This window comes from Georgenia sp. EYE_87 (assembly GCF_023148685.1).
GTDB lineage: Bacteria > Actinomycetota > Actinomycetes > Actinomycetales > Actinomycetaceae > Georgenia.
This window is the reverse complement of record NZ_JAHXNL010000003.1, coordinates 289,237-315,296: the sequence shown is the minus strand read 5'-3', so window position 1 is coordinate 315,296 and position 26,060 is coordinate 289,237. Positions and strand designations below refer to the sequence as shown.

Annotated in this window: 27 protein-coding genes and 1 riboswitch; of the genes, 18 read left to right on the top strand and 9 right to left on the bottom strand. The window is 72.4% G+C overall.

What is annotated here, in order from left to right; all coding sequences use genetic code 11:
- Positions 1-2 precede the first annotated feature (2 nt).
- Positions 3-1,070, bottom strand: coding sequence for an enoyl-CoA hydratase/isomerase family protein (locus tag KZX45_RS07195; RefSeq protein ID WP_248257044.1), 1,068 nt, complete (start codon positions 1,068-1,070; stop codon positions 3-5).
- Positions 1,071-1,551: 481 nt separating this feature from the next.
- Between KZX45_RS07195 and nrdH the strand changes: the two genes are divergently transcribed.
- The 4 genes from nrdH to nrdF all read left to right on the top strand — a co-directional run bounded on the left by nrdH (position 1,552) and on the right by nrdF (position 5,578).
- Positions 1,552-1,800, top strand: a complete 249-nt coding sequence (gene nrdH, locus KZX45_RS07190; RefSeq protein ID WP_248257043.1) for a glutaredoxin-like protein NrdH — start codon at positions 1,552-1,554, stop codon at positions 1,798-1,800.
- Between the two features lie 107 nt (positions 1,801-1,907).
- On the top strand, positions 1,908-2,324 hold the full coding sequence (nrdI, locus tag KZX45_RS07185; RefSeq protein ID WP_248257042.1) for a class Ib ribonucleoside-diphosphate reductase assembly flavoprotein NrdI: 417 nt from the start codon (positions 1,908-1,910) through the stop codon (positions 2,322-2,324).
- Positions 2,294-4,450, top strand: coding sequence for a class 1b ribonucleoside-diphosphate reductase subunit alpha (gene nrdE / locus KZX45_RS07180; RefSeq protein WP_248257041.1), 2,157 nt, complete (start codon positions 2,294-2,296; stop codon positions 4,448-4,450). The genes nrdI and nrdE overlap by 31 nt, the downstream gene beginning before the upstream one ends.
- Before the next feature lie 153 nt (positions 4,451-4,603).
- A complete protein-coding gene (gene nrdF / locus KZX45_RS07175) occupies positions 4,604-5,578 on the top strand; it encodes a class 1b ribonucleoside-diphosphate reductase subunit beta (protein ID WP_248257040.1) in 975 nt (324 codons plus the stop codon).
- A 162-nt stretch (positions 5,579-5,740) separates the two neighbouring features.
- Here nrdF and KZX45_RS07170 read toward each other — a convergent pair whose 3' ends face one another.
- Positions 5,741-6,538, bottom strand: a complete 798-nt coding sequence (locus tag KZX45_RS07170) for a C40 family peptidase (protein ID WP_248257039.1) — start codon at positions 6,536-6,538, stop codon at positions 5,741-5,743.
- A 2-nt stretch (positions 6,539-6,540) separates the two neighbouring features.
- Positions 6,541-6,690, bottom strand: a riboswitch (cyclic di-AMP (ydaO/yuaA leader).
- Positions 6,691-7,013: 323 nt separating this feature from the next.
- A complete protein-coding gene (locus KZX45_RS07165) occupies positions 7,014-7,625 on the bottom strand; it encodes a superoxide dismutase family protein (RefSeq protein WP_248257038.1) in 612 nt (203 codons plus the stop codon).
- A 387-nt stretch (positions 7,626-8,012) separates the two neighbouring features.
- Between KZX45_RS07165 and KZX45_RS07160 the strand changes: the two genes are divergently transcribed.
- The 11 genes from KZX45_RS07160 (at position 8,013) to KZX45_RS07110 (ending at position 17,793) form a co-directional block, all read left to right on the top strand.
- Positions 8,013-10,364: a heavy metal translocating P-type ATPase gene (locus KZX45_RS07160; RefSeq protein ID WP_248257037.1), complete on the top strand. Its 2,352-nt coding sequence runs from the start codon at positions 8,013-8,015 to the stop codon at positions 10,362-10,364.
- 208 nt (positions 10,365-10,572) lie between these two features.
- On the top strand, positions 10,573-10,878 hold the full coding sequence (locus KZX45_RS07155; protein WP_248257036.1) for a glutaredoxin family protein: 306 nt from the start codon (positions 10,573-10,575) through the stop codon (positions 10,876-10,878).
- A gap of 6 nt (positions 10,879-10,884) precedes the next feature.
- A complete protein-coding gene (locus tag KZX45_RS07150; RefSeq protein WP_248257035.1) occupies positions 10,885-11,847 on the top strand; it encodes a cytochrome c biogenesis CcdA family protein in 963 nt (320 codons plus the stop codon).
- Positions 11,844-12,479, top strand: a complete 636-nt coding sequence (locus tag KZX45_RS07145; protein WP_248257034.1) for a peroxiredoxin — start codon at positions 11,844-11,846, stop codon at positions 12,477-12,479. The genes KZX45_RS07150 and KZX45_RS07145 overlap by 4 nt, the downstream gene beginning before the upstream one ends.
- Before the next feature lie 109 nt (positions 12,480-12,588).
- The gene (locus KZX45_RS07140; RefSeq protein WP_248257033.1) at positions 12,589-13,893 is read left to right on the top strand and encodes a hypothetical protein; all 1,305 of its coding nucleotides are present in this window, start codon (positions 12,589-12,591) and stop codon (positions 13,891-13,893) included.
- Positions 13,890-14,732, top strand: coding sequence for a hypothetical protein (locus KZX45_RS07135; protein WP_248257032.1), 843 nt, complete (start codon positions 13,890-13,892; stop codon positions 14,730-14,732). The genes KZX45_RS07140 and KZX45_RS07135 overlap by 4 nt, the downstream gene beginning before the upstream one ends.
- Positions 14,729-15,088, top strand: a complete 360-nt coding sequence (locus KZX45_RS07130) for a hypothetical protein (protein ID WP_248257031.1) — start codon at positions 14,729-14,731, stop codon at positions 15,086-15,088. The genes KZX45_RS07135 and KZX45_RS07130 overlap by 4 nt, the downstream gene beginning before the upstream one ends.
- 23 nt (positions 15,089-15,111) lie before the next feature.
- Positions 15,112-15,255 carry a hypothetical protein gene (locus tag KZX45_RS07125; RefSeq protein ID WP_248257030.1) on the top strand — a complete coding sequence of 48 codons (144 nt, stop codon included), beginning with the start codon at positions 15,112-15,114 and terminating at the stop codon, positions 15,253-15,255.
- A complete protein-coding gene (locus tag KZX45_RS07120) occupies positions 15,252-15,905 on the top strand; it encodes a DUF305 domain-containing protein (RefSeq protein WP_248257029.1) in 654 nt (217 codons plus the stop codon). Before KZX45_RS07125 ends, KZX45_RS07120 begins: the two co-directional genes overlap by 4 nt.
- A gap of 32 nt (positions 15,906-15,937) precedes the next feature.
- A complete protein-coding gene (locus KZX45_RS07115; RefSeq protein ID WP_248257028.1) occupies positions 15,938-16,663 on the top strand; it encodes a response regulator transcription factor in 726 nt (241 codons plus the stop codon).
- The gene (locus tag KZX45_RS07110) at positions 16,660-17,793 is read left to right on the top strand and encodes an ATP-binding protein (protein WP_248257027.1); all 1,134 of its coding nucleotides are present in this window, start codon (positions 16,660-16,662) and stop codon (positions 17,791-17,793) included. The genes KZX45_RS07115 and KZX45_RS07110 overlap by 4 nt, the downstream gene beginning before the upstream one ends.
- On the opposite strand, the gene KZX45_RS07105 is transcribed toward KZX45_RS07110, so the two are convergent.
- Positions 17,778-17,918 carry a hypothetical protein gene (locus KZX45_RS07105; protein ID WP_248257026.1) on the bottom strand — a complete coding sequence of 47 codons (141 nt, stop codon included), beginning with the start codon at positions 17,916-17,918 and terminating at the stop codon, positions 17,778-17,780. The genes KZX45_RS07110 and KZX45_RS07105 overlap by 16 nt on opposite strands.
- Positions 17,919-18,013: 95 nt before the next feature.
- Positions 18,014-18,736, bottom strand: coding sequence for a DUF4386 domain-containing protein (locus tag KZX45_RS07100; protein ID WP_248257025.1), 723 nt, complete (start codon positions 18,734-18,736; stop codon positions 18,014-18,016).
- Positions 18,737-18,891: 155 nt separating this feature from the next.
- Here KZX45_RS07100 and KZX45_RS07095 point away from each other — a divergent pair, with 155 nt between their 5' ends.
- The gene (locus KZX45_RS07095; protein WP_248257024.1) at positions 18,892-19,581 is read left to right on the top strand and encodes a TetR/AcrR family transcriptional regulator; all 690 of its coding nucleotides are present in this window, start codon (positions 18,892-18,894) and stop codon (positions 19,579-19,581) included.
- Between the two features lie 79 nt (positions 19,582-19,660).
- Here KZX45_RS07095 and KZX45_RS07090 read toward each other — a convergent pair whose 3' ends face one another.
- Complete coding sequence (locus KZX45_RS07090) at positions 19,661-21,076, bottom strand: sugar porter family MFS transporter (RefSeq protein ID WP_248257023.1); 1,416 nt, start codon at positions 21,074-21,076, stop codon at positions 19,661-19,663.
- A gap of 196 nt (positions 21,077-21,272) precedes the next feature.
- On the opposite strand from KZX45_RS07090, the gene KZX45_RS07085 reads away from it, so the two are divergent.
- Positions 21,273-22,211, top strand: a complete 939-nt coding sequence (locus tag KZX45_RS07085; RefSeq protein ID WP_248257022.1) for a Gmad2 immunoglobulin-like domain-containing protein — start codon at positions 21,273-21,275, stop codon at positions 22,209-22,211.
- Positions 22,212-22,258: 47 nt separating this feature from the next.
- On the opposite strand, the gene KZX45_RS07080 is transcribed toward KZX45_RS07085, so the two are convergent.
- Positions 22,259-23,065, bottom strand: a complete 807-nt coding sequence (locus tag KZX45_RS07080) for a dihydrofolate reductase family protein (protein WP_248257021.1) — start codon at positions 23,063-23,065, stop codon at positions 22,259-22,261.
- Between the two features lie 51 nt (positions 23,066-23,116).
- On the opposite strand from KZX45_RS07080, the gene KZX45_RS07075 reads away from it, so the two are divergent.
- On the top strand, positions 23,117-23,833 hold the full coding sequence (locus tag KZX45_RS07075; protein ID WP_248257020.1) for a hypothetical protein: 717 nt from the start codon (positions 23,117-23,119) through the stop codon (positions 23,831-23,833).
- On the opposite strand, the gene KZX45_RS07070 is transcribed toward KZX45_RS07075, so the two are convergent.
- Both KZX45_RS07070 and KZX45_RS07065 read right to left on the bottom strand, forming a co-directional pair.
- Entirely contained in the window at positions 23,790-25,040 is a 1,251-nt protein-coding gene (locus tag KZX45_RS07070; RefSeq protein WP_248257019.1) for an acyl-CoA dehydrogenase family protein, read from the bottom strand. The two genes, KZX45_RS07075 and KZX45_RS07070, sit on opposite strands and share 44 nt — an antisense overlap.
- A gap of 10 nt (positions 25,041-25,050) precedes the next feature.
- Positions 25,051-25,809 (bottom strand): SDR family NAD(P)-dependent oxidoreductase, encoded by a 759-nt coding sequence (locus KZX45_RS07065; RefSeq protein ID WP_248257018.1) that lies wholly within the window; start codon positions 25,807-25,809, stop codon positions 25,051-25,053.
- Positions 25,810-26,060 lie beyond the last annotated feature (251 nt).

Sequence of the window (26,060 nt, the reverse complement as noted above, 5' to 3'; positions counted from 1 at the left end):
CATCATCCCGCAGCCGGCGCCGTGACGAGCAGCTGACGGATCTCGTCAGCGTCGACGTCCCGGACCGCGGGCGGCGACCAGGCGGCGTCGCGGTCCTTGTCGACGAGCACCGCGCGCACGCCCTCGGCGAAGTCCGGGCGCCCGGTAAGAAACACGGCGGCCCGCAGCTCGTTCTCCAGGGACCGGGCGAGGGACGACGTCGCGGCCGCTTTGAGCAGCTCCAGCGCCACGACCAGGGAGGTCGGGCTCATCGCGCGCAGGGTCGCGGCGGTGCCGGCCGCCCACTCGTCGCCGGCGGCGTCCAGGCGGTCGAGGATCTCCGGCACCGTGCCGGCGGAGAAGACGGCGTCGATCGCGTCGCGGTGCGGCGCGAGGCCTGGTGCACCGGCGTCCGCCGGGTCCCCGGCGTGGCGGGCGAGGGACGCCGCGGCGCCGTCGGCTCCGACGTCGTCCAGGAGGGCGACGACGGACCCGGCCGGGACGAAGTGGGTCGCCAGGCCCAGGGCGAGGGCGTCGGCAGCACCGATGCGGGCACCGGTCAGGGCGAGGTAGCGGCCGACGGCGCCCGTGGGGTCCCCGGCGAGGTGGGAGAGGAAGTGCGTGGCGCCCACGTCGGGGGTGAAGCCGAGCGCCGTCTCGGGCATGGCGAGCAGTGCCCGCTCGCTGACCACGCGCGCGCTGCCGTGGATGCTCACGCCCAGCCCGCCGCCCATCGCGACCCCGTCGATCACCGCGACGTACGGCTTGGGGTACTCGGCGATCGCCCGGTTGAGGGCGTACTCCTCGGCGAAGAACGTCTCCGCGAGCTCGGGGCGCCCGGCGAGGATGGCCTCGCGGGCGGCGCGCACGTCGCCGCCCGAGCAGAAGGCGCGCCCGCCGGCGCCGGTGATGAGCACCTCGGCCACCGCGTCGTCCGACCGCCAGCGCTCGAGCACCTCGCGCAGGGCCCGGATCATGCCCAGGTCCAGCGCGTTGAGAGCCTGGGGCCGGTCCAGCTCGAGCCGGCCGACCTCCCCTTCCGTCCACGACCGCACCGTCATGCCCGTCACCTTCTCACGACCCGCTGCCACGCGATCTCCCTGGCGAGATGTCACGACACGCCGGGACGGCGGCGACACGCCGGAATATCGGACCGCTCCAGGACGCGTGCCGGGCCGGTTCGACGGCGTGGGTGCACAGCGTGTGGACGACGGGCGCCCGGCGCTGTCCACAGGCAGGCCGCCCGGTGGGCACGGGGGTCGATGTCAGTGGTGCGTGGGAGTGTCGGACACGGGCGAGGCACCCGTCACAGGTGGGACCAGGCCTCGTCCACAGGCCGTCCCCACGAAGGCGGCGCGGCTCCACAGAGAGGTGGTGAGGGGTGTGGACGCACGGGAGGCACCGACACGCCCTTCCCCATCATCTTGGGGTCCCTCTCGCGGACCACCCCCAGGTGTAGTGTTTGAACCCGGGATGAACTACAGCCCGGCACGAACCACATTCTTGTTGTTACAACCGTGTCAGACTCTCTCTGGCCTGTGACGACGCACCGAGGCAAGGAGATCGGCTCAGATGAGCATCACCGTCTACAGCAAGCCGTCCTGCGTCCAGTGCGACGCCACCTACCGCGCGCTGAACAAGCAGGGTCTCGAGTACGAGGTCGTGGACATCACGGTCGACGCCGAGGCGCTGGAGAGCGTCAAGGCGCTCGGCTACCAGCAGGCGCCGGTGGTCTTCGCCGACGGCGACCACTGGTCCGGCTTCCGTCCCGACAAGATCAAGGCGCTGGCGGCCCAGCAGGCCGCCGCGGTGAGCGCCTGAGGTTCGCCACCGAACTTCGGCCGGGCCATCGCGACCCGGTGGCCCGGCCGAACACCAACGGCACCACCCGCGGCGGCGCGGTCAGCACCGGCACGAGGAGGGCAGGAATGGGCAGCATCGTCTACTTCTCCTCCGCCACGAACAACACCCACCGGTTCGTGGAGAAGCTTGGGCTGCCCGCTCACCGCATCCCGCTGCGGGCGACCGACCCGCCGCTGCGTGCGGAGGAGGAGTACGTGCTCCTCGTCCCCACCTACGGCGGCGGGAACGGCCGCGGCGCGGTGCCCAAGCAGGTCATCCGGTTCCTCAACGACGAGCACAACCGTTCACTCATCCGGGGCGTCATCGCCGCCGGCAACCTCAACTTCGGTACGGCCTACTGCATCGCGGGCGACATCGTCGCCGCGAAGTGCGAGGTGCCGTACCTGTACCGATTCGAACTACTGGGAACGACTGAGGACGTCACGCGCGTCCGCGAGGGATTGGGGCAGTTTTGGCAGCAACGCTCACAGATACCGGCGTAGAGGTCGCCAGCGCACCGGAGCTCGACTACCACGCGCTGAACGCGATGCTCAACCTGTACGACGCGGACGGCAAGATCCAGTTCGACGCCGACCGCGAGGCGGCACGCCAGTACTTCCTCCAGCACGTCAACCAGAACACCGTCTTCTTCCACACCCTCAAGGAGAAGCTCGACTATCTGGTCGAGGAGGGCTACTACGAGGGTGAGGTGCTCGCCAGGTACTCCTTCGAGTTCCTCACGAAGCTCTGGGACCGCGCCTGGTCGAAGAAGTTCCGGTTCGACACCTTCCTCGGCGCGTTCAAGTACTACACGTCGTACACGCTCAAGACGTTCGACGGGAAGCGTTACCTCGAGCGGTTCGAGGACCGCGTGGTCATGGTCTCCCTCGCCCTGGCCGACGGCGACGAGACGTTGGCGACGAACATGGTCGAGGAGATCCTCGCCGGCCGCTTCCAGCCCGCCACCCCCACGTTCCTCAACGCCGGCAAGGCCCAGCGCGGCGAGCTCGTCAGCTGCTTCCTGCTGCGCGTCGAGGACAACATGGAGTCGATCGCCCGCGGCATCAACTCCGCGCTCCAGCTCTCCAAGCGCGGCGGGGGCGTGGCGCTGTCCCTGACCAACATCCGCGAGGCCGGCGCCCCGATCAAGAAGATCCAGAACCAGTCCTCGGGCGTCATCCCCGTGATGAAGCTTCTCGAGGACTCCTTCTCCTACGCCAACCAGCTCGGGGCCCGTCAGGGCGCCGGTGCGGTGTACCTCAACGCCCACCACCCCGACATCATGAAGTTCCTCGACACGAAGCGGGAGAACGCGGACGAGAAGATCCGCATCAAGACCCTCTCGCTCGGCGTGGTCATCCCGGACATCACCTTCGAGCTGGCCAAGAAGAACGAGGACATGTACCTGTTCTCGCCCTACGACGTCGAGCGCGTCTACGGGGTGCCGTTCTCCGAGGTGAACGTCTCGGAGAAGTACCACGAGATGGTCGACGACGGCCGCATCAAGAAGACCAAGCTCAACGCGCGCAACTTCTTCCAGACCCTCGCCGAGCTGCAGTTCGAGTCGGGCTACCCCTACATCGTGTTCGAGGACACGGTGAACCGGGCCAACCCGATCAAGGGCAAGATCACCATGTCGAACCTGTGCTCGGAGATCCTCCAGGTCTCCACGCCGTCCACGTTCAACGAGGACCTCAGCTACGCCCAGGTCGGCAAGGACATCTCCTGCAACCTCGGCTCGCTGAACATCGCCAAGGCCATGGACTCCCCGGACCTCGGGAGGACGGTCGGCACCGCGATCCGCGCGCTGACCGCCGTCGCCGACCAGACCCACATCTGGTCCGTGCCCTCGGTCGAGCAGGGCAACAACGACTCCCACGCCATCGGCCTGGGCCAGATGAACCTGCACGGCTACCTGGCGCGCGAGCGGATCTTCTACGGCTCCGACGAGGGCCTGGACTTCACGAACATGTACTTCTACACGGTGGCGTTCCACGCCATCGCGGAGTCCAACAAGATCGCCATCGAGAAGGGTCAGACCTTCAAGGGCTTCGAGGACTCCAAGTACGCCAGCGGCGAGTACTTCGAGAAGTACGTCAACGGCACCTGGGAGCCCCGCACCGAGCGGGTGCGTCAGCTCTTCGCCGACGCCGGCGTGCACATCCCCACCCAGGAGGACTGGCGCGCGCTGGCCGAGTCCGTGAAGCAGCACGGCATCTACAACCAGAACCTCCAGGCCGTGCCGCCCACCGGCTCGATCTCCTACATCAACAACTCCACGTCCTCCATCCACCCGATCGTGTCCAAGGTGGAGATTCGCAAGGAGGGCAAGATCGGCCGCGTGTACTACCCGGCGCCGTACATGACGAACGACAACGTGGAGTACTACGAGGACGCCTACGAGATCGGCCCCGAGAAGATCATCGACACCTACGCCGAGGCCACGCAGCACGTGGACCAGGGGCTGTCGCTGACGCTCTTCTTCAAGGACACCGCCACCACGCGTGACGTGAACAGGGCCCAGATCTACGCCTGGCGCAAGGGCATCAAGACGCTCTACTACATCCGCGTGCGCCAGCTCGCCCTCGAGGGCACCGAGGTGGAGGGCTGCGTCAGCTGCATGCTCTGACGCCCCATATCCACCAACCACCGGCCGACGGCGGACGCCACGCTCCGCCGTCGGCCCCCGGTGGGAGGATCCCACCCGGGCAGCCCCCGCTCCCGAGAACGCCGCACACCCCCGGCCCGCGCGCCGGATGACGAAACAGGAGAGGCACGCACCGTGTCGGAGAAGCTGAAGCTGGTCAGCAGCGTCCAGGCCATCAACTGGAACCGCGTCCAGGACGAGAAGGACGTCGAGGTCTGGGACCGCCTGACCTCCAACTTCTGGCTGCCCGAGAAGGTGCCGCTGTCCAACGACATCCAGTCGTGGGCCACGCTGACCGAGTCAGAGAAGCTCATGACCACGCGCGTGTTCACCGGCCTGACGCTCCTGGACACCATCCAGGGCACGGTCGGCGCCGTCTCGCTCATCCCCGACGCGGTGACCCCGCACGAGGAGGCCGTCTACACGAACATCGCGTTCATGGAGTCGGTCCACGCGAAGAGCTACTCCTCGATCTTCTCCACGCTGATCTCCACCAAGGAGATCGACGAGGCCTTCCGCTGGTCGGAGGAGAACGAGAACCTCCAGCGCAAGGCGCAGATCGTCATGGACTACTACCGCGGCGACGACCCGGAGAAGCGCAAGGTTGCCTCGACCATGCTCGAATCCTTCCTGTTCTACTCCGGCTTCTACGCGCCGATGTACTGGTCCAGCCACGCCAAGCTGACCAACACCGCCGACCTCATCCGCCTGATCATCCGCGACGAGGCCGTCCACGGGTACTACATCGGCTACAAGTTCCAGAAGGCCCTCGAGCAGGCGTCCCCCGAGCGCCGCCAGGAGCTCAAGGACTACACGTTCGAGCTGCTCTTCGAGCTGTACGAGAACGAGGAGCAGTACACCGAGGACCTGTACGACCCGCTCGGCCTGACCGAGGACGTCAAGGCGTTCCTGCGCTACAACGCCAACAAGGCGCTGAACAACCTCGGGTACGAGGGCCTGTTCCCCAAGGACCAGACGAACGTCAGCCCGGCGATCCTCTCCGCGCTGAGCCCCAACGCGGACGAAAATCACGACTTCTTCTCCGGCTCCGGCTCCAGCTACGTGATGGGCAAGGCCGTGAACACCGAGGACGACGACTGGGACTTCTGAGGGCGACGGGCGGGCGGCGGCGGCCGGCCGGCCTGCGGCGGCGGATCGCGCCGCACGCGAGTGGGGCGCCTGCCCGCCGGTAGGGGCGTCCAGGAGCGTTGCGGCGGTGGCGGCCCGCCCCCTCGGGGCGGACCGCCGTCACCGGTGGGACGTCAGTGCCGCTCAGCTGACGCGGATGAACGTCGGACTCGAGTGGTAGATGGGTCCTTCGGTCAGCGGGGTGCCCGGCTGACGTGCCGCGATGTTGTTCCCGTTACCCGTGTAGATCCCCACGTGTCCCGGCCACGTGACCAGGTCGCCCGGCCGTGCCTCCGCGGCTGAGACCCGGGTCCCGGCCGTCGCCTGCGCGCCGGAGGTCCGAGGCAGGCTGATGCCGAACTGCGAGAACACGTACAGGGTGAAGCCGGAGCAGTCGAAACCGGCCGGTGTGGTTCCACCCCACACGTACGGCGTGCCCAGGAACTGGCGGGCGTAGTCGACGATCGCGCTTCCCGACGTGGCCGGAGCCGGTGCGACCTCGGCAGAGGTGTATGGAGCGGTGCTGGCCGGCGCGCCGCGCTCCCCGGCACGTGAGGCAGCGCCCGCCCGCGTCGCGACAGGTTCCGGATCGACGGACGGTTCGGGCTCGAGCACCGGCCCAGGCTCCGGGGGCGGAGCCGCCTCAGCGGTGACGGTGTCGACCTTCCACTCGACGTCCGCCGGGACCGAGACAGCCGGCGTGGTCAGCATGGCCGTGGCTGCTTCCGCCACGGAGGCGGTCGAGTCCACCGCCGGCAGTGCCGCATCGGCAGTCCCAGCCGCGGTAGCGCTGGTCGCCGCCATAGTGAGCACGAGGCCGGAGGACGCTACAGCGGCGAAGCCGCGCCGGGTGCTCGGAGTGATGTTGTCGGCGAGAAGAGAGAGTGGGGTTGAGGGACGGACTTCCGCGCGATGGCGCGCGGGGGCGTTGCGGGAGCTCACGGACTACCTCTCTGGCTCCTGCGGGGTGAGCTGTCGGGTCAGGGCAGAGATTCCCCTGTGCCGCGCACGGCACTTCACCCCAAGGCCCCGGTGGGCCACAGGCACTGGTTCCCCCGCCCCTGCCGCTCGTCGGTGCACAGATGAGACCTGGACGCCGGCAGGGTTCGGACTGCGTCCAAGGACTTCCGGACGGGCTGCCCTAGAAGCATCGTCACGCTACAAACCAGGCCGTGCGATGTCACGGTTCAATAACGCTCTTCGTCAAACCTTCATAGAACCGTGGTCGAGGGTTCAGGACGTCCGCGAGAGGAAGTGGCCGGCGGCGTCTGCATGTCTGCGGGTGGGGGAGCGGGAGTGTGGGCAGGACCGTGGCTCGGTGCGCCGGGCGCGACCGCCCCACCGGGAGCACCGCAACTCCTTCGGCGGTGAGGATCCTCGTGGCCCCCGGTGGGGCGAGGTCGTACGGCGGACGGGCCTAGTCGTCGACGACGGCGCAGGCCACCCGCCCACCGGCGTCCCCGGTGGCGCGGGTGGTCGCGTCCGGGCCGTCGGGTGCGTAGCGCTCCGGGATGTTGGCGAAGTTGTCCCGGCCCGCGTGGATCATGACGGCGCTGCCGTCGTCGTCGAGCAGGTCGTCCTCGTCGAAGGCGTCCGTCACGAACGTCAGCGTCGCCCGCCCGTCCTCGCCGACGAACAGCGACGGCAGGTCCCCGATGTGCTCGCCGTGGTCCGCCTCGCCGGCCCCGAGGTGGCCGCCGGCCGAGAGGAAGTCGCCCACCTGCTTCGGGTCGGACGGGTTCGCGCTGTCCGGCTCGCACTTCCCGATCGCGTGCACGTGGAAGGCGTGGAAGCCCGGCTCGAGGTCGCGCACCCGTACCGAGACGCGGCTCTCGTCATCGTCGGTGTCGATCCGGACCCTGCCGAGCGAGTCGCCGTCGGCGTCGTGGAAGGTCCCCGACAGGTCCCAGCCGCCGTGGCGCTGACCGTGACCGTCCCCCCGGCCGTGGTCCTGGCCGAAGCTCAGCATCCCGCCCGCCGCCAGCAGCATGCCGACAGATGCGGCGCTGGCCATCACTGCTCTCCGCATGACTTCCTCCTTCGGTGGTCAGCCGAGGCGGCTCCGCCCAGGACGGGGAGCGCCCGCCCGGCGGTCGTCCCGGTGCGCGACCCCGATGTCGCGCCGGTCCTCGGCGCCCACATTCTGTCCTGGCGGCTATGACCCGATCGTCATCGGGGTGTCACCGACGCGTTGCAGGCTGCTGATCGCCCGAAGCCTTCGTCCAACGGCAGGTCCCGCCCCGACGACGGCGCACTGCGCTCAAGCGCCCGCAGGCCCCTCCTCGCCGTCGCCCCGGAGCGACCCGCTGCGGGCAGCGTCCGCGGGGTGGGATGTATGAAGAAATGACGAATTCTGGTGAATCGGGAACACGCCGGGGCGGCGGGGGGTTGTGCCGCATACCCCATGGGGGTATCAATGAGGGGAAGGCAGGAGGCCTACGCGATGAACGGCACCGAGCACAGGCACGGTCACCACGGCGACCACGGCGACCACGGCGATGCCGGCGAGGTGTCGCCGGCGCACGACCGCCACGGCGGCCACGACGCCGAGCAGCTGGCCCAGGCCGGGCATCACACGCCGGCCGCGGTGAGAACCGGCCACCACGGCGACGGCGACGACGATCACGCCGGCCATGTCGGCGACGACGCCCACGGCGGGCACGACGCCCACGCGGGGCACGGCGGGCACGCCGGCCATGTCGGCGACGACGCCCACGGCGGGCACGCCGGCCACGGCGACCACGTCGGGATGTTCCGCCGCCTCTTCTGGATCAACCTCATCCTCGCGGTCCCCACGGTGCTGCTCAGCGGCATGTTCGCGGACCTGCTCGGGTACTCCCTGCCCGAGATCCCCGGCCTCGAGTACGTCGCGCCGGTCCTGGGCACGGTCATCTTCGCCTGGGGCGGCCGGCCGTTCCTCACCGGCGCCGTCGCGGAGGTCCGCGCCCGCAAGCCCGGGATGATGCTCCTGATCGGCATGGCGATCACCGTCGCCTTCGTCGCCTCGTGGGGCGCCACGCTCGGCGTGCTGGCGCACGACCTCGACTTCTGGTGGGAGCTCGCGCTCCTGGTCGTCATCATGCTGCTCGGCCACTGGCTCGAGATGCGCTCGCTCGCCAAGACCTCCTCGGCCCTGGACGCCCTCGCCGCCCTCCTGCCGGACGAGGCGGAGAAGGTCGACGGCGACCGCGTCGTCACCGTCTCCCCCGCGGACCTGCGGCTCGGCGACGTCGTCATCGTCCGCCCGGGTGGGCGCATCCCCGCCGACGGGACGGTGGTCGACGGCGCCGCGGACGTCGACGAGTCCATGATCACCGGCGAGTCCCGCCCGGTGCGTCGCGAGGTCGGCGCGCACGTCGTCGCCGGCACCGTGGCCACCGACAACGCGCTGCGGGTGCAGGTCGACGCCGTCGGCGACGACACCGCCCTCGCCGGCATCCAGCGGCTGGTCGCCGAGGCGCAGTCCTCCACCACCCGCGCCCAGCTCCTCGCCGACCGGGCCGCCGGCTGGCTGTTCTGGTTCGCGCTGATCGCGGCGATCATCACGGTCGCGGTGTGGTCCGCCGTCGGCAGCCCCGACTTCGCGATCGTCCGGGCGATCACCGTCCTGGTCATCGCCTGCCCCCACGCCCTCGGCCTCGCGATCCCCCTCGTGGTGTCGATCTCGACCGAGCGCGCTGCCCGCGGTGGCGTTCTGGTCAAGGACCGCGCGGCGCTGGAACGCATGCGCACCGTCGACGCCGTCCTCTTCGACAAGACCGGCACCCTCACCAAGGGCGAGCCCGCGCTGCACGACATCGAGACCACGGGCCTGGGCCAGGACGAGCTCCTCGCGCTCGCCGCGGCCGCCGAGTCCGACAGCGAGCACCCGCTGGCCCGGGCGATTACCGGCGCGGCGAGGGACCGGGGCCTGGACGTGCCCCGCGCGAGCGACTTCTCCGCCTCGACCGCCGTCGGCGTCACCGCCACCGCGGGCGGGCGCCGGGTCGCCGTCGGCGGACCCAACCTGCTCGCCGAGCACGGCCTGGAGCCGCTGCCGCAGACGGCGGCGTGGTCCGACCGGGGCGCCATCGTCCTGCACGTGCTCGTCGACGGGCAGGTCGCCGGCGCGCTGGCCCTGGAGGACGAGGTGCGCCAGGAGTCCCGCGAGGCGGTCGACGCCCTGCACGCGCTCGGCCTCCACGTCGTGATGATCACCGGCGACGCCGAACCGGTCGCCCGGGCCGTCGCGGCCGAGCTCGGCATCGACCAGGTCTTCGCCGGCGTCCGGCCCGAGAACAAGAGCGAGAAGGTTCTCGAGCTGCAGCGGCAGGGCCGCACCGTCGCCATGGTCGGCGACGGCGTGAACGACGCGCCCGCCCTCGCCCAGGCCGACGTCGGCATCGCCATCGGCGCCGGCACGGACGTCGCGATCGCCTCGGCCGGCGTCATCCTCGCCTCCGACGACCCGCGCTCGGTGCTCTCCGTCATCCAGCTCTCCCGGGCCGGGTACCGGAAGATGAAGCAGAACCTGTGGTGGGCGGCCGGCTACAACATCGCCGCGGTCCCGCTGGCCGCCGGCATCCTCGCCCCCGTGGGGTTCGTCCTGCCCATGGAGATCGGCGCGCTGCTCATGTCCGCCTCGACCATCGTCGTCGCCGCCAACGCCCAGCTCCTGCGGCGGCTCGATCTCAGCCCCGAGGCCTCGACCGCCGCCGCGCACGGTGCGGCGCAGGTCCCGAGCCCCCAGGCGTCCCGCCGGGACGAGGCAGAGCTCGTGCGGCGCTGACCGGGTCTCCGGCGTGCCGGCCCTCCACCGTCGACGGTGGAGGGCCGCCGCGTGCGTGGGCACCGCCGTGCCCGACTCGTCCCTTTTCGGAAGGCGCCTTCACCATTTCTTGACGGAACGGCCATCGTCCGACCGGCACTGGGGCCCGATGCTTCTCGGGCGGGGACGACCCCGCGGAGCGTGGCAGGGGCTGACCGAGGGGGCCGACGTGGACCAGGACGACCGTGGGGCCGAGGTGACGGTGGTGCACGCACCCGCCTGTCACCTCTGCGACGACGCCGAGCGGGCGCTGAGCACCCTCGCCGAGCGGTTCAGGCTCGCGGTCTGCACGGTCGACGTCGACTCCGCCGAGGGGCGCGAGCTCCTCGCGGTGCACCGCCCGGCGATGTATCCGCTGGTGCTCGTGGGCGGCAGCTTCTTCAGCTCGGGGCGGCTGCCGCGCCGCAAGCTCGAGAAGCTCCTCACCTCCGGACGGGCCCGGGAGCTCACGGCTCCGGCAGCGGTCAGGGAGTAGGCGACCGTGGGTACCGAGCTCCTGGCGACCGGCAGCGTCCTGGCCGCCTTCTTCGCCGGCGGCGTTGCGCTGTTCGCCCCGTGCTGCATCGTGTTCCTGGCGCCGAGCTACCTCGCGGGGGCGGTGAAGAACCGGCTGTGGCGGCTGCTGCCACTGACGTTCGTGTTCGCCGCAGGCCTCGCGCTCGTGCTCGTCCCGATCACCCTGGGCGTCAGCATGATCGCCGGGGCCATCAACCAGTACCACGCCCAGCTGTACTGGGCCGGCGGCCTGCTCATGATCGCCCTGGCCGTGCTCTCCCTCTCCGGGAGGATGTGGTCGCTGCCCAGCTTCCTGCGGGCGCCGGACACCTCCCGCGGGGACACCGCCAGCTTCTTCGCCCTCGGGGTCTTCTCCGGGATCGCCTCGAGCTGCTGCGCCCCCGTCCTCGCCGGCGTCATGGCTCTCTCCGCGCTCTCGGGATCGGCGGCCGGCGGCGTGGTGCTGGGACTGGCGTACGTCTTCGGCATGGTGTTCCCCCTCTTCGTCATGGCGCTGGTGTGGGACAGGACCCGCCTCGGTGAGCGCACGCTTTTCCGCGCCAGGCTGGTCAAGCTTCGCCTCGGCTCGCGGGTGCTGGTCACCAGCACGGTGAACCTCGCCGTCGCGATCGGGTTCACGGTCATGGGTGTCTGGGTCATCACGCTCGCCGGCAGCGGGACCATGACCGGCGGCACGGCGATGCAGACCGCGGTCGGCGAGTGGCTCGCCGACGTCCTCGGCCGGTTCCAGGTGCTGGTCGCCCCGGTCCCCGAGCCGGTCCTCGGCCTGGCGCTGATGGCCCTGGCCGGCGCCTTCGTCGTCGTCACCCTGCGCGACCGCCGCCGGGACGACGCTCGCGGTGCCTCCTGCCACGAGCCCCACGACCACGAGCCGGCCACTGCGAGCGACCAGCACGACGAGCACCGCCAGGAAGGACTGCCCCGATGACCTCCGCCGCCACCACGCCCCGCCCGACCGCCAAGGAGCGGAAGATGGAGGCCCGGGCCGCCCGGGCCCGGGCCGAGACCGCAGCGGCCGCGCGGCGTGCCCGCACCCGGCGCATCGCCTGGGTGGTCGGTCTGCTCGTCGTGGTCGCCGTCGTCGCGTTCGGGCTGGCCAGCTCCCGCCAGGTGTCCTCCGAGGGCACACGGGTCGCGCCCGACTTCACGCTGCCGACCACCGACGGCGGAACCGTCAGCCTTTCCGACCTTCGTGGTTCGCCCGTGGTGCTGTACTTCAACGAGGGCGCCGGCTGCGCGTCCTGCACGGTCCAGATGGTGGAGATCGAGAAGGAGCCCGGGTTCGCCGAGGCCGGCATCACCGTGCTGCCGATCGTGATGAACACGGCCGAGCAGATGCTGGCAGACATGCAGCGCTACGGCGCGACCACGCCGTACCTCCTCGACGACGGCACCGTCTCCGAGGCCTACGGCACGCTCGGCACCGGCATGCACGAGGGTCTCCCCGGGCACGGGTTCGTCCTGATCGACGCCGAGGGCAACCAGCTGTGGCAGGGGGAGTACCCCTCGATGTGGCTCGAGCCGGCCCAGCTGCTCGAGGAGGTCGTCTCCCGTCTCTGACCCCGGCGGGGCTTCATGAAATCTTCACCGGCAAACCGGGATCGGCGCGGTGCCCCGCGGATACGGTCGGTGTGAACTCCCCCCGACCGTCCTGCCGGCTGGAGCACCCATGGACCCCCTCGCCCTCGCCCGGCGAACAGCGTTCTGGACGCTGGACCGGCTGCGCGGGCGACCGGTGGCGAGCGCCGTCGCCGGGATCACCGCGCTCCACCACGACCCCGGGAGCCCGGCCGCCGTCGCGACGCGTCGGGCCCGGCTGGCCCGCATCCTCCGGCACACCCGCGCCACCACGCCGTTCTACGCCGCCCACGACGGGGACACGCTCGAGTCGTTCCCGGTGGTGGACAAGTCGACGTTCCGCGAGAACGGCCCGGCGATGCTCGCCTCCGGGTACGACCGCGAGAGGCTCCACCCGCACCGCACCTCGGGCTCGACCGGCACCCCGTTCACGGCGCTGTGGGACGACCACAAGGTGATGCGCAACCGGGCCGACACCATCGCCCACGCCCAGCTGGCCGGGTACCGCCTCGGTGGACCGATGTACTACCTCCGGATCTGGGACGGGCAGTACCGCAAAGGACGCCTCCGGCAGCTCCTGGAGGGCATCGTCCCGGTCGAGGTGCGAGGTCTCGACGAGGACCGCGCGCGAGAGCTCCTCGAGGCGATCCGGCGACGGCGGAGCCCGGTCGCCCTCCTCGGCTACGCCTCGGCCCTGGAGTCGCTGTGCCGTGCGGCGGCCCGCGACGGCACGAGCGTGACCGGGCACGTGGACGCCGTCGTCGCCGTCGGCGAGGCGCCCACCGAGCTCCTGCGGGCCGGCGCGTCCGCGACGTTCGGCCGCCCGGTCGTCGCGCGGTACTCCAACACCGAGAACGGCATCCTGGCGCAGGAGCGACCGGGGAGCCCGGGCTACCGGGTCAACGTCGCCGGCTACGCCGTCGAGATCCTCCAGCACGACGCGGACCTGCCCGCGCCACCCGGCCACGAGGGGCGCATCGTGGTGACCGACCTGCACAACCGGGCCATGCCCTTCATCCGGTACGACACCGGCGACGTGGGCAGCTTCGCGGTGGACGCGCACGGCGAGGTCGACGACACCGTGCTCGCCACCGTCGCCGGACGCACGCTCGACAGCCTCTTCGACACCGCCGGTCGCAGCATCAACCCCATGGCCGTCCCCGAGCTCACCGACCACGACCTCAGGCAGTACCAGCTCGTCCAGACGGGCCCGGGGGCGTACACGCTCCGGCTCAACGCGGACCGGGACGCCCGCCGCGACGGGCGCATCCGGGAGGAGTTCCTCAGGGTGCTCGGGCGCGACGCCGACGTCGTGGTCGAGTACGTCGACGAGGTCCCGCTCCTCGCGTCCGGCAAGCGGCAGATCGTCGTCAGCCAGTGGCAGCCCCCGCCGTGACCGGTGGACCGCCGGCGGACCAGGGCGGCTCGGCGGCGCGCCGCCGCCGCGCGCGACTGGCGGCCCTCGCGGGCGGCCTCGCCGTGACGGTGGCTGCGTGCCAGCCGTCGCCCCCGGGGGGCCAGCCGTCGTCCCCGGGCGACCGGCCGTCGTCGGACCAGGTCCGCCCGGGCCCCGGGGCCGTGGAGCGCCACCTGATCAAGTACGGCCAGGACATCCCGTACCCCCAGGAGGTGGCGGCCGACCCGGCGGCGTACACCCGGCTCCCCTTCGACGGCATCGTCCTGCGCGTCCCGGCGTCCGTCGACATCTTCTCGCCCCGCGCCGTCGACGGGTCCGCGCTGCTCCGCGACGTCTCGGAGCTGCCGGCCGACCTCGGCGACCTCGAGCGCAACTGGGTCAGGATCGCCATGCTCGACGAGCTCGACTGGTCCGACGACGCCCTGTGGGACGGGATCGCCGCGAACAGCGCCGCGCTCGCCGAGGCGATGCGCGAGAGCGGCGACCCCTACGTCGGGGTCTGGTTCGACAACGAGTTCTACGGCGAGGGCTCGTCCCCGTGGAACTACGGGGAGGGCCACGACCCCTGGACCTTCTCCGCCACCGACGGTGCCACGCCCGGGCTGCAGCCCGAGGAGGCGCGGGACCTCGTCCGCCGGCGCGGCGCCCAGGTGATGGCCGCGATGGCCGACGCCTGGCCGGGACTGGAGGTCATGGTGCTCTTCGGCCCGTGGTTCTCCGCGCCGGCGTCGTCGCCCGGGCCTGCCGAGGCGGGGCTGCACTGGAACGACCTGGCCTGGGTCGCGGAGTCGACGCCGCCGACGACCGGGCCCGGGTGATCGACGGCGGCGAGTTCTACGACGCGCGCAGCGCCGCCGACTACCGGGCCTTCCGGGTCTGGCAGGACGGGGCCTTCCTGGAGGGGGACGGCGGGTTCCTGGCGCCCGGCCTCACGCCGGAGGACTATGACGCCGCCGTCTCCTCGGCCCTGGCGGTGTACGACCGCGACCAGCTGTCTGGCTACGAGGTGCTGGCGCCGGAGACCGTCGGCGAGCTCGTGCGGGACGCGCTGGCGGAGACGGACGAGTACGTCTGGCTGTACACGGAGGAGCACGAGTGGGGGGCCTCCGCCTCGGGCAAGCCGCCCGTGCCGGAGGAGTACGTCGACGCGGTGAGGGCGGCCGGCGGCGGCTGACGGGTCCCTTCTGTGAAGACTCGATGAAGTTCGGGCTCGTGGCTGGCGACGCCCGCAGCCACCTTGTTGACTCGAGGGCGTGGCACGAGGTGACGCTCTGCCGCGCCCCGGAGAACCCCGATCTCACCGGCACCGCGGGTGGGATCTCGATCGAGAAGGACCTATGACTCTCAAGAACCGTGTGTGGACCGCAACCGGCGCCGTGGCCCTGGCCCTGACCCTCGCCGCCTGCGGCGGCGGCACCGAGGAGCCCGCCGGCCCGGCCGCGGAGCCGACGGCCACCACGGGGGAGTCGACCGCCGCCGCGTCACCGGGATCCTCGGCCGACGGCGAGGTCGACGCCGCGCACAACGACGCCGACACGATGTTCGCGCAGATGATGATCGTCCATCACGACGGCGCCGTCGAGATGGCGGACATCGCGGTCGAGAACGCCGGCTCCGAGGAGGTCCGGACCCTCGCCGAGGGCATCTCCGCGGCGCAGGGTCCCGAGATCGAGCAGATGACGTCCTGGCTCGAGGCCTGGGGGGAGGACGCCGCCACCGCCGGCGGGACGGGCCACATGGAGCACGGCGGCATGGACATGGAGGGCATGAGCCAGGAGGAGGCGATGGGGGAGCTCGAGGGTCTCTCCGGCGCAGAGTTCGACCGGCGGTTCCTCGAGCTGATGATCGCCCACCACCAGGGCGCGGTCGAGATGTCGGAGACCGAGCTCTCCGACGGCGAGAACCCGCAGGCCCTCGAGCTGGCGGAGAAGATCATCGACGACCAGGAGGCCGAGATCGCCGAGATGGAGCAGATGTTGGAGAGCCTCTGACACCGGACGGCGTTGCGGACGAAGATGGAGAGATGACGAACACCTCGTCCGACCCGCGGGTCGCGACCCGCGTCCTCGTCGTGGACGACGAGACGCCGCTGGCCCAGGTGGTGGCCAGCTACCTCCGGCGTGACGGCTTCGACGTCCGCGTCACGGGCGACGGTCGCGCGGCGATCGAGCTCGCCCGCGAGTGGGAACCGGGCGTGATCGTGCTGGACCTCGGGCTGCCCGGCACGGACGGCATCGAGGTCTGCCGAGCCGTCCGCACCTTCTCGGACTGCTACATCGTGATGCTGACCGCCCGTACCGAGGAGGTCGACAAGCTGGTCGGGCTGTCCGTCGGGGCGGACGACTACGTCACCAAGCCCTTCAGCCCCCGCGAGCTGATGGCGCGGGTGCGGGCGATGCTGCGCCGTCCGAGGGGACCGGTCGACGCCGGCCGCGACGTCCCGGAGCCGCTGTCCTTCGGCAGCCTCACCGTCGACGTCGGCGGCCGGGAGGTGCACGTCGACGGCTCGCCGGTGGAGCTGACCCGCACCGAGTTCGACGTCCTCGCGGCCCTGGCGGCCAACCCCCGCGTGGTCTTCAGCCGCCACCAGCTCGTGGAGGCCGTCTGGGGGCCGGGATGGGTCGGCGACGAGCACCTCGTCGACGTCCACATCGGGCACGTGCGCCGCAAGCTCGGCGATCCGCCCGCCGAGCCCCGGTTCATCAGGACGGTGCGGGGCGTCGGCTACCGGATGGGCACGGGCGAGTGAGACCGCTGCGCCGCTGGGGGCTCGGGGCGCGGCTGCTCGCGGCGATCATCGCGGTCGTCCTGGTCGCGGCCTCGACCGCGCTCGCGGTCGCCGTCGTCATCGGCCCGGTGCTGTTCCACGACCACCTTCTCCTGGCCGGCGGCGAGGACAACGTCGTCGAGCACGCGGAGCGGGCGTTCGACGACGCCTCCGCGATCTCGCTCTCCCTCGCCCTCCTCGCGGGCCTCGCCACGTCCGTCGTCGTGAGCGTCTTCCTGACCCGGCGCATCACGCGGTCCCTGCGGAGCGTCCGGCAGGCAGCCGGCCGCGTGGCCGACGGCGACTACGCGGTCCGGGTCCCCGAGGTCGGCATGGGGGAGGAGTTCGACGACCTCGCTCGCGCCTTCAACACCATGGCCACGGACCTGGGACGGATCGAGCAGACCCGCACCCAGCTGCTGGGCGACCTCGCCCACGAGATGCGCACACCCGTGGCGACCCTGGACGCCTACCTCGAGGCGATCCAGGACGGGTTCGAGCAGGCCGACACGGACACGCTGCTCATGATGCGCGAGCAGGTCGGCCGGCTCGCCCGCCTGGCGGAGGACATCAGCCTGGTCACGACGGCGGAGGAGGGCCGGCTGAGCATGCGCCGCGAACCCGTCGACGTGGGGCGGCTCGTCAGCGCGGCCGTCACCCAGGCGAGTGGGCGGTACGGCGCCGAGGGGGTGGACCTCGCGGTGCGGGCGCCCGACGACGCCCGACGCACGGTCCTGATGGCCGACGCCGACCGGCTGGGCCAGCTCCTGACGAACCTCCTCGACAACGCCCTGCGCCACACCCCCGCCGGGGGCCGCGTGGAGGTCGCCGCGGAGCGCGTGGGCGACGTCGTCCGGCTGCGCGTCGCCGACACCGGGTCAGGTATCGCCGCCGAGCACCTGTCCCACGTGTTCGAGCGGTTCTACCGGGCGGACTCCGCCCGCGACCGCGCGCACGGGGGCTCCGGCGTGGGGCTCGCGATCGTGCGGTCCATCGCCCGCGCCCACGGCGGGCGGGTGACGGTCGGAAGCGACGGCGTCGGCCGCGGGGCGGTCTTCACGGTGGAGCTGCCCGTCCTGGACCGGGCGCCCGCCCCTCACCGGCGCGACTGAGCCGCCCCGTCGCCCTCGCCGTCCCGGGTGCTGGCGCGCGGCCCCGGGATCAGCCTGCTGACCACCCAGAGGCCGAGACCCAGGGCGACCACCACCGCGGGGATGAGCCACAGGGCTTCCGCCATGGTCGCGCCGCCTTTCCGGTCGATGCAGCCAGCATGGTGGGGGCGGCCGGACATCTGCCGCAGGGGCGGTCAAGTTTCGATGAAGACCCCTGCTGCTAGGCGGACACCGGCGTGCGGCCGGGGTCGCTCTGGGCGAGGCCGAGCCGTCCCAGGGCCGCGGGCCGGAAGCCCCTGAGGACCAGGTAGAGGGCCAGGCCGATCTCCCAGGCGAAGATCGGGAGGACGACGGCGGCCGTCAGCGCGGGGCTCGGCTCGTACCCGAAGAGCATGGCGGTCCGGCCGGCGAGGATGAGCGGGGCGCCGACGAGCCCGAGCACGGGGATGAGCCGCGGCACGAGGTGCGACCGGTACATCAGGTACGCGGTCAGGATCGTGCTCACCCCGATCACGAAGCCCTGGCCCACCACGAAGGCGCCCTCGTGCAGCGCCACGAGCGACCGGCCGACGGTGACGAGCGTGGCGCTGTCCGTCCCGGTGGCGCCGGCCAGGTCCTGGCGGAGCGTCGCGACGGCGAGCAGCGGGACCACGCCGACGGCGATGACGGCGCCCTCCAGGACACGCAGCCCCACGTAGCCGAGCGCGACTCCCTCGCTCTGACGCCTCAGGACGGGGAAGAGGGCGACGGCGGTGCCGACGACGGCCATCGCGAGCACCATCTCGAGGAGCGAGCCCACGAGCAGCTGGGTGTCCGGGCCGGCGCCCGTGATGTAGCCGGGGTCGGCCAGCACCGGCCCGTACGCGACCGTGGCGATCGAGGTGACGTGGGTGACGAGGTAGAGGGCGCCGGCGACGGCGGCGGTCCTTCGGGGGGAGGTCATGGCTGTCCTTGGTGGTGGGTGGGAGGGAGTGGCGCTGCGGGGCGGTGGTCCGGGGCGCTGCCGAGGTGTACTGCGTACACCCGGAATGTAGGTGTACGCGGTACACCCGTCAAGGGGTAAACTCGGCGGCCAACCGGGTGAGGGCGGAGGGCGAGATGTCTCAGGTCGCGACGCCGCGCCGCGCTCCCCTCAGCCGGGAACGGGTGCTCCGGGCGGCCGTCGCGCTCGCGGACGCGGACGGCATCGAGGCGCTGAGCATGCGTCGCCTCGCCGAGCGGCTGGGCGTCGTCCCGATGGCCCTGTACAAGCACGTCGCGAACAAGGAGGAGCTCCTCGACGGCATGGTCGACGTCGTCCTCGGCGAGATCGAGCCGCCCCCCGAGGAGGCCGACTGGCGCACCGCCGTCCGCGAGCGGATCCTCTCCGCGCGGCGGGCGCTGCTGCGGCACCCGTGGGCGCGCCCGGTCATCGAGTCGCGCACCGGGGCGTCGCCCGTGGTGCTGGACCACATGGACGCGCTCGTCGCGACGTTCCGCGCGGGCGGCTTCTCGGCCGTGCTGACCCACCACGTGATGCACGCCCTCGGCAGCCGCATGTGGGGCTTCACCCAGGAGGTGTTCCCCAGCCCGCCCCCGCCGGACGACCCCGAGCAGCGAGAGGCCATGTTCCGCCAGGTCGCCGCGCGCTGGCCGCACATCGTCGAGATCGCCGGCGCGCGGGCCCACGACGACGACTCCGTGGTCGGCCAGGGCTGCGACGACCAGTTCGAGTTCGAGTTCACCCTCGACCTCATGCTCGACGGGTTCGAGCGGCTCCGTCAGCGCGACTGGTCCCCGGGGCACTGAGTGACCCCCGGGGCCCGACCAGGCCGCCGCGACAGCCCCGGGAGAGCTGGCAGGGCGTGGCGCGGCGACGCAGGGCTGCCTACATGTCCTCCAGCTGGCGGCCCTTCGTCTCGGGCACAAACCTGAGGACGAAGAAGAAGGAGAGCAGCGCGCAGGCCGTGTAGAAGCCGTACGCGAACGACAGCCCGATCTCGGCCATCTTGGGGAACGAGGTGGAGATCGCGAAGTTCGCGAGCCACTGCGCGGCCGCGGCCAGGCCCAGCGCCGTGCCCCGGATGCGGTTGTTGAACATCTCGCCCAGCAGCACCCACACCGCCGGGCCCCACGACATCCCGAAGAAGACGACGAAGCCGTTGGCGGCGATCAGGGCTATCACGCCCTGGGTGTCGCCGAGCATCGGCTCGAGCACTCCCTCGGCGTTCTCGACGAGCTCGGCCGTGCTGAACACGAACGCGAGCACGCCCAGCGTGACGAACATGCCCGCGGACCCGATGAGCAGCAGCTTGCGGCGCCCGATCCGGTCGATGAGGGAGATGGCGACCACCGTCACGACGATGTTCGTCACCGACGTGATGACCGTCTGGGTGAGCGCGTCCGCCTCCGTGAACCCCACCGACTGCCACAGGGTGGAGGAGTAGTAGAAGATCACGTTGATGCCCACGAACTGCTGGAACACGGACAGCGCGATGCCGATCCAGACGATGGGCAGCAGCCCCCCGCCGGGTTTGCGCAGGTCGGCGAAGGAGGTCCGGCGCTCCTCCTGGAGGGTCCGGCGGATCTCGGCGATGCGCTCGCGGACGCCGGTGGTGAGCACCTGGCTCAGCACGGCGTGCGCCTTCTCGTGCTCGCCCTGGGCCACGAGGTAGCGGGGCGACTCCGGGATCTGCAGGGAGAGCACCCCGTAGGCGACCGCCGGCACCAGCTCGGCCCAGAACATCCACCGCCACGCCTCCCGGCCGAGCCACAGCTCCTCGGCGGCGCCGCCGGCGACCCCCGCGAGGAACGCGTCGGAGAGCAGGGCGACGAAGATGCCGGTGACGATCGCCAGCTGCTGGAGCGACCCGAGGCGGCCCCGGACCGCCGCCGGCGAGATCTCCGCGATGTACGCGGGCGCGATGACCGAGGCGGCGCCGACGCCGAGACCGCCGACGAGCCGCCAGACGAGGAGGTCCCAGGGTCCGAAGGCGATCCCGGACCCGAGCGCGCTGATGCTGAAGAGGACGGCAGCGAGGACCATGACGCGGATGCGTCCCCACCGGTCGGCCAGCCGGCCGGCGAGGTAGGCGCCGACGATGCACCCGAGCAGGGCGGAGGAGACGACGAAGCCGGTCAGCCCCGCGCCCATCCCGAACTGCTCGCGGACCGCGACGACCGTGCCGTTGATGACCGCGGTGTCGAAGCCGAAGAGGAACCCGCCCAGGGCTGCGACGGCGGCCAGCAGCACCACCCTGCCGGTGTTGAACTCCTCGCGGACGCCGATCGTCTCGTCGGCCATGGTCAGCCTCCTCGCTGCACGGGGCGATGCAGTGGTCTATCACGTACGTGGCCCGCCCGCGCGGCGAGGGCCCCGCCGGGCCCGACGGCGGAGCACGAGCCGTGCTGTGATCCGATCGAGACCCCGGGGCGACGGCACCGGTGAGACACTCAGGCAGGCGGCGCGACGGTGCGCCGCACGCTCGGAGGAGGCGGTCATGACACTGCTGCCAACGCGGGCCCTGCCCGGGCCCGGCCACCCCCACCGGCCTGGCTCTGGCTGGCGGACCTCGTCCGTCTCCGCCGTCGCCGCGCTCGTCCTGGTGACGGGGTGCGGGGACGGCCCCACGCCGGCCCCGGACCCGGGGACGACGGCGCCGCCCACCACCGAGCCGGCGCCGACCGCCGCCCCGACGGCGACTCCCGCGCCGACGGCGACCTCGGAGGCGCCGACCCCCTCCGAGGTGGCGGTGTACTACCTCGTCGACACACGGGCCGGGTTCCGGCTCGCGCGCGAGCTGCGGGAGGTCACCGGTGACCCGCTCGTCGGCGCCGTCGAGGCGATGATCGAGGGTCCCACCGACCCCGACTACGCCACGACCTGGAACTCCGACACCGAGGTCCTCTCGGTCGAGCAGGGACCGGGCACGATCACCGTCGACCTCTCCGAGGACGCGCGCACCGCGAATGCCGGCTCGGAGGCCGCGGCGCTGATGGTCCAGCAGCTCGTGCACACGGTCGTCGAGGCGGCGGGGGAGGACGCGTCCGTCCAGCTGCTCATCGACGGCGAGCCGGCCGGCGAGCTCTGGGGCGTCCTGACCTGGGACGAGCCCGTGGCGCCCGAGAACCCGGTGGACGTGCGCGTCCTGGTCCAGATCGACCGACCGGTCGAGGGTGCCGAGGTCACGTCACCAGTGACAGTCAGCGGTGAGGCGAACGCGTTCGAGGCCAACGTGCCGTGGCGGGTCCTGCGGCCCGACGGCACCGAGGTGACCGACGGCTTCACGATGACCACCGCGGGGCAGGAGTTCGCGCCGTTCTCCTTCGAGGTCGAGCTCGAGCCGGGGACCTACGTCGTCGAGATCTCCGAGGACGACCCGTCCGGCGGCGAGGGCGGGACGCCCATGACGGACACGCGGACGTTCACGGTGGAGTGACGTGCCGGCCGGGCCCGTCCCCGGTGCGCGCCGGGCGGCGCACCGGTTCACGGACCGGCCGGGCCGAGGACGTCGTAGCGCAGCCGGAGCCGTCCTCCGCCGGCCCGTTCCACCGAGCGCAGCTCCAGCCGGACCGGCCACTCGTTGCGACCGAGCGGCGGGGCGTCGAAGAGCGCCGGCGTGCCCCGGCCGCCGATCGCGGCGGGCAGCACCTCCAGATCGATCTCGTCGACCAGTCCGGCACGCAGGAGGGCGCCGCCGAGGCGGCCGCCACCCGTGCAGATGACGGTCGCGACGCCCAGGAGGCGGGCGAGCTCGTCCAGCGCCCGGGCGAGGTCCACCCGACGTGCGCCCACGACGAGGTAGGGGATGGTCCGGGCACGCAACTGCGCCAGATGCGCGGCCGGGGCCGCGCCGCTGGTCAGCACGAGGGCGTGCCAGCCCGCCCAGCCCGGATCGGGCGGCTCGGCATACTCGAGGTTCACCCGGCCGCGTCCGTCGACGACGGTGAACCAGCGCCGCCCCGATGAGCTCACCACCGCGTCGGGGAGAAAGACCCGGTCCGCGTCGCCGTCGGGAAGGGAGACCTGGTCCGCGTCGCCGGCGCGCTCGCCGCCGCTCGGCGCCTCCACGTGCCCCGGCTGAACGCCCTCGCCCGCGTGCGGGAGAAAGGAGCCGCTGCCCTCGAGGATCACCTCGGGGTCGTGGGTCTGTCGCACCCAGGCGTACGGGTCCCCGAGGCCGGCGGTGATCGCGGCCCAGCGGTCGTCTCCGGCGAGCAGGCTCACGCCGGGGGCGATCGTCAGGCGGCCGTCGACCGAGACGACGTTGTGCGTCACGACCCTCGGCCTCATGGCCCCATGGTGCGCCGGGCGCTCGTACGGGGCGATCGTTACCGTGGGCGGATGCGCACCGGACGGACCCGTCACCGCGGGACGCGCTGGCGCTTCGCCGGCAGCATCACCGGCCTCGGCACGCGCGAGGGCACGCGGGCCGTCGTCGGGCACTGGCCGGTCTCGCCGTTCGGTTCCTTCGCCGACGTGATGGTCGAGCGCGCGGACGGCCACCGCGTCCTGCTCGCCCCGGACGACCGTGTGGCGGAGTTCGTCGCCTCCACCTACGTCTTCGACGAGGTCCTCACCGCACCGGTGAGCGTCTCCGTCGACGGCGACCGCTACGCCGTCCGGGCCGGGCCGCTGGACGCGTGGTTCGTCGTCGGCCGGCGTACCGGGCTCGGCCACCTGCTCCGGGCGGTGCCCGCCCCGCTGGCGGAGAGCCCCGACTGGGCACGGCTGACGGACCGGGTCGCCGGCGTCGTGCTGCCCGGCGTCCGCACCCTCGGGACCGCCGGTGGCGGGCGGCGGGAGTGGTACGCCGCCCGCGACCTCCGGCGGGTCGACGCCGCCCGGCTCCGCTGGGACGGCGCCGACCTCGGCGACTTGCGCCCGGTCGACCCGCCGGCTCGGTTCGGGTTCAGCTCCACCCCCGCCGGGCCCAGCCACGTCACCGTGGTGAGCACCGTGGAGACCCCAGGGGCGCAGCCGGGCTCGGCCAGCGCGGGCAGCCGGACGCTGATCGTCAGACGAACGCCGATACCCCCGTCAGCTCCCGCCCGACGATGAGCTGGTTGACCTCCTGGGTGCCCTCGTAGGTGAACATGGCCTCGGCGTCGCCGAACAGCTTGGCCATCTCGTAGTCGGTGGTCATGCCGTTCCCGCCGAGCAGGCTGCGCCCCAGCGCCACCGTCTCGCGGGCGTGCGCGGTGCACGTGGCCTTGACCAGCGCGGCGTGCGCCATCTCCAGCGACCCGGCGTCCTGCAGCCGCGCCACCTGCACCATCAGGCCCAGGGACGACGCGGTGTTGCCGGCCATCCGGGCGAGCGAGTGCTGCACCAGCTGGAACCCGGCGAGCGGCCGGTCGAACTGCCGCCGGTCCAGCGCGTAGGCGCGGGCGACGTCGAGGGCGGCGAGCTGAAGCCCGACCGCCTGCCAACCCACCCAGGCGCGGGAGTGTCGCAGGACGGTGTTGACGGCGGCGAACCCCACCGCCCCGGGCAGCCGGTTGCGCTCGGGCAAACGCACGCCGTCGAGGGTCACGTCGGCGTTGGGCATGATCCGCAGGCCGATCTTGTTGCGGATCAGCTCCGCGCGGAAGCCCGGGCGGCCGGTCTCGACGAGGAACGCCCTGACCTGGGCGTCGGCGACGTCGCGCGCCCACACCACGGCGAAGTCGGCGACGGTGGCGAGCCCGATCCAGCGCTTGGCGCCGTCGAGCACCCAGTGCGAGCCGTCGCGTCGCGCGGTCGTGGCCAGGCCGCCGGCGACGTCGGAGCCGTGCTCCGGCTCGGTGAGCGCGAAGGCGCCGAGCAGCTCCATGGTGGCGAGGCGCGGCAGGAGCTCGCGGCGCTGCTCCGGCGAGCCGAGCGCGTCGACGAGGCCGACGACCAGCTCGTTGTGCACGCCGATCACGGTGGACAGCGAGAGGTCGGCGCGCGCGACCTCGGCGTGGGCGAGGCCGCGGAACAGCGCGCTCACGGGCTCGAGCTGCAGGCCGCCGAGGCCCGCCCCGGCCAGGACGGGCAGCAGGTCGGCGGCGAACTCCTCGCGGTTCCAGTAGGCGATCGACGGCCGCCGCACCTGCGCCTGCAGCAGGTCGTGCAGGACGCCCAGCCGGGCGCGCTCGGCGGCCGGCAGCAGCTCGGCGACGCCGAGCAGGTCGAGGTCCGTGAAGGCGGAGGTCGGCCGCGCGGGCGGCGTGGGGACGGCAGGGTCGGCGGGCCCGGCGGCGGGCCCGGCGGCGGACGCGGCGCGGGGCAGGGTGTCGGTCATCCCGGCCCCCTCAGCGCGGCGCCATGCGCAGGGCGCCGTCCATGCGGACGGTCTCGCCGTTGAGGTAGTCGTGGTCGACGATCGCGAGCACGAGCTTCGCGTACTCCTCGGGCCGCGCGAGCCGCTGCGGGAAAGGCACGCCGGCGGCCAGCCGGGCGCGGAACTCCTCGTCGATCTGCCCCATCATCGGGGTGTCCACGAGGCCCGGTGCGATGGTGCAGACGCGGATGCCGTGCTGGGCGAGGTCGCGCGCCGCGGGCAGGGTGAGGCCGACGACACCGCCCTTGGAGGCCGCGTACGCCACCTGGCCCACCTGCCCCTCGAACGCCGCCACCGACGCGGTGTTGACGATGACGCCGCGCTGCCCCGCGCCGTCGGGCTCCGTGGCGGCGATCCGCTCCGCCGCGAGGGCGAGCAGGTGGAACGTCCCCACGAGGTTGACGCCGACGACCCTGGCGAAGAGCGCCGGGTCGTGAACCCCCTGCTTCCCGAGCAGCCGTGCGGCCGGGGCGATCCCGGCGCAGCTCACCGCGATCCGCAGCGGCGCCGGACCGTCCGCGGCCGTGGCGACGGCGGAGCCCAGCTCCTCGAGGTCGGTCACGTCGGCCGTCAGGTACTCGACGCCGTCGCGCAGCGTGGCCCGCTCGAGCGCGGCGGGCAGGTCGACGGCGAAGACGGCGGCCCCGCCGTCCGCCAGGGCCGCGACGGTGGCGGCCCCCATCCCTGAGGCGCCGCCGGTCACGACGGCGGCACAACCCTGCAGTTCCATCCCTGGACGCTCCTTCGCATCACGTGCCGGGGGATCGCCCCGCACGCCGGTTCGGGCTCGGCGTCGGGGCGGGAGCTGTCGTCCCCGGTTCGTGGCCTGGCCCCGTCGCCGCTCCCACCGTACCCGGGACCGCCCACGCCCGATATGGGTATGTTCCGACGTTCCCGGCCGGCCCCGGCCCGTGGGTGCGCCGTCGCTCGGAGCCCTTGCCGGGCCAGGCGGACCTCCGTAGCGTGGTCCGAACGACGGGA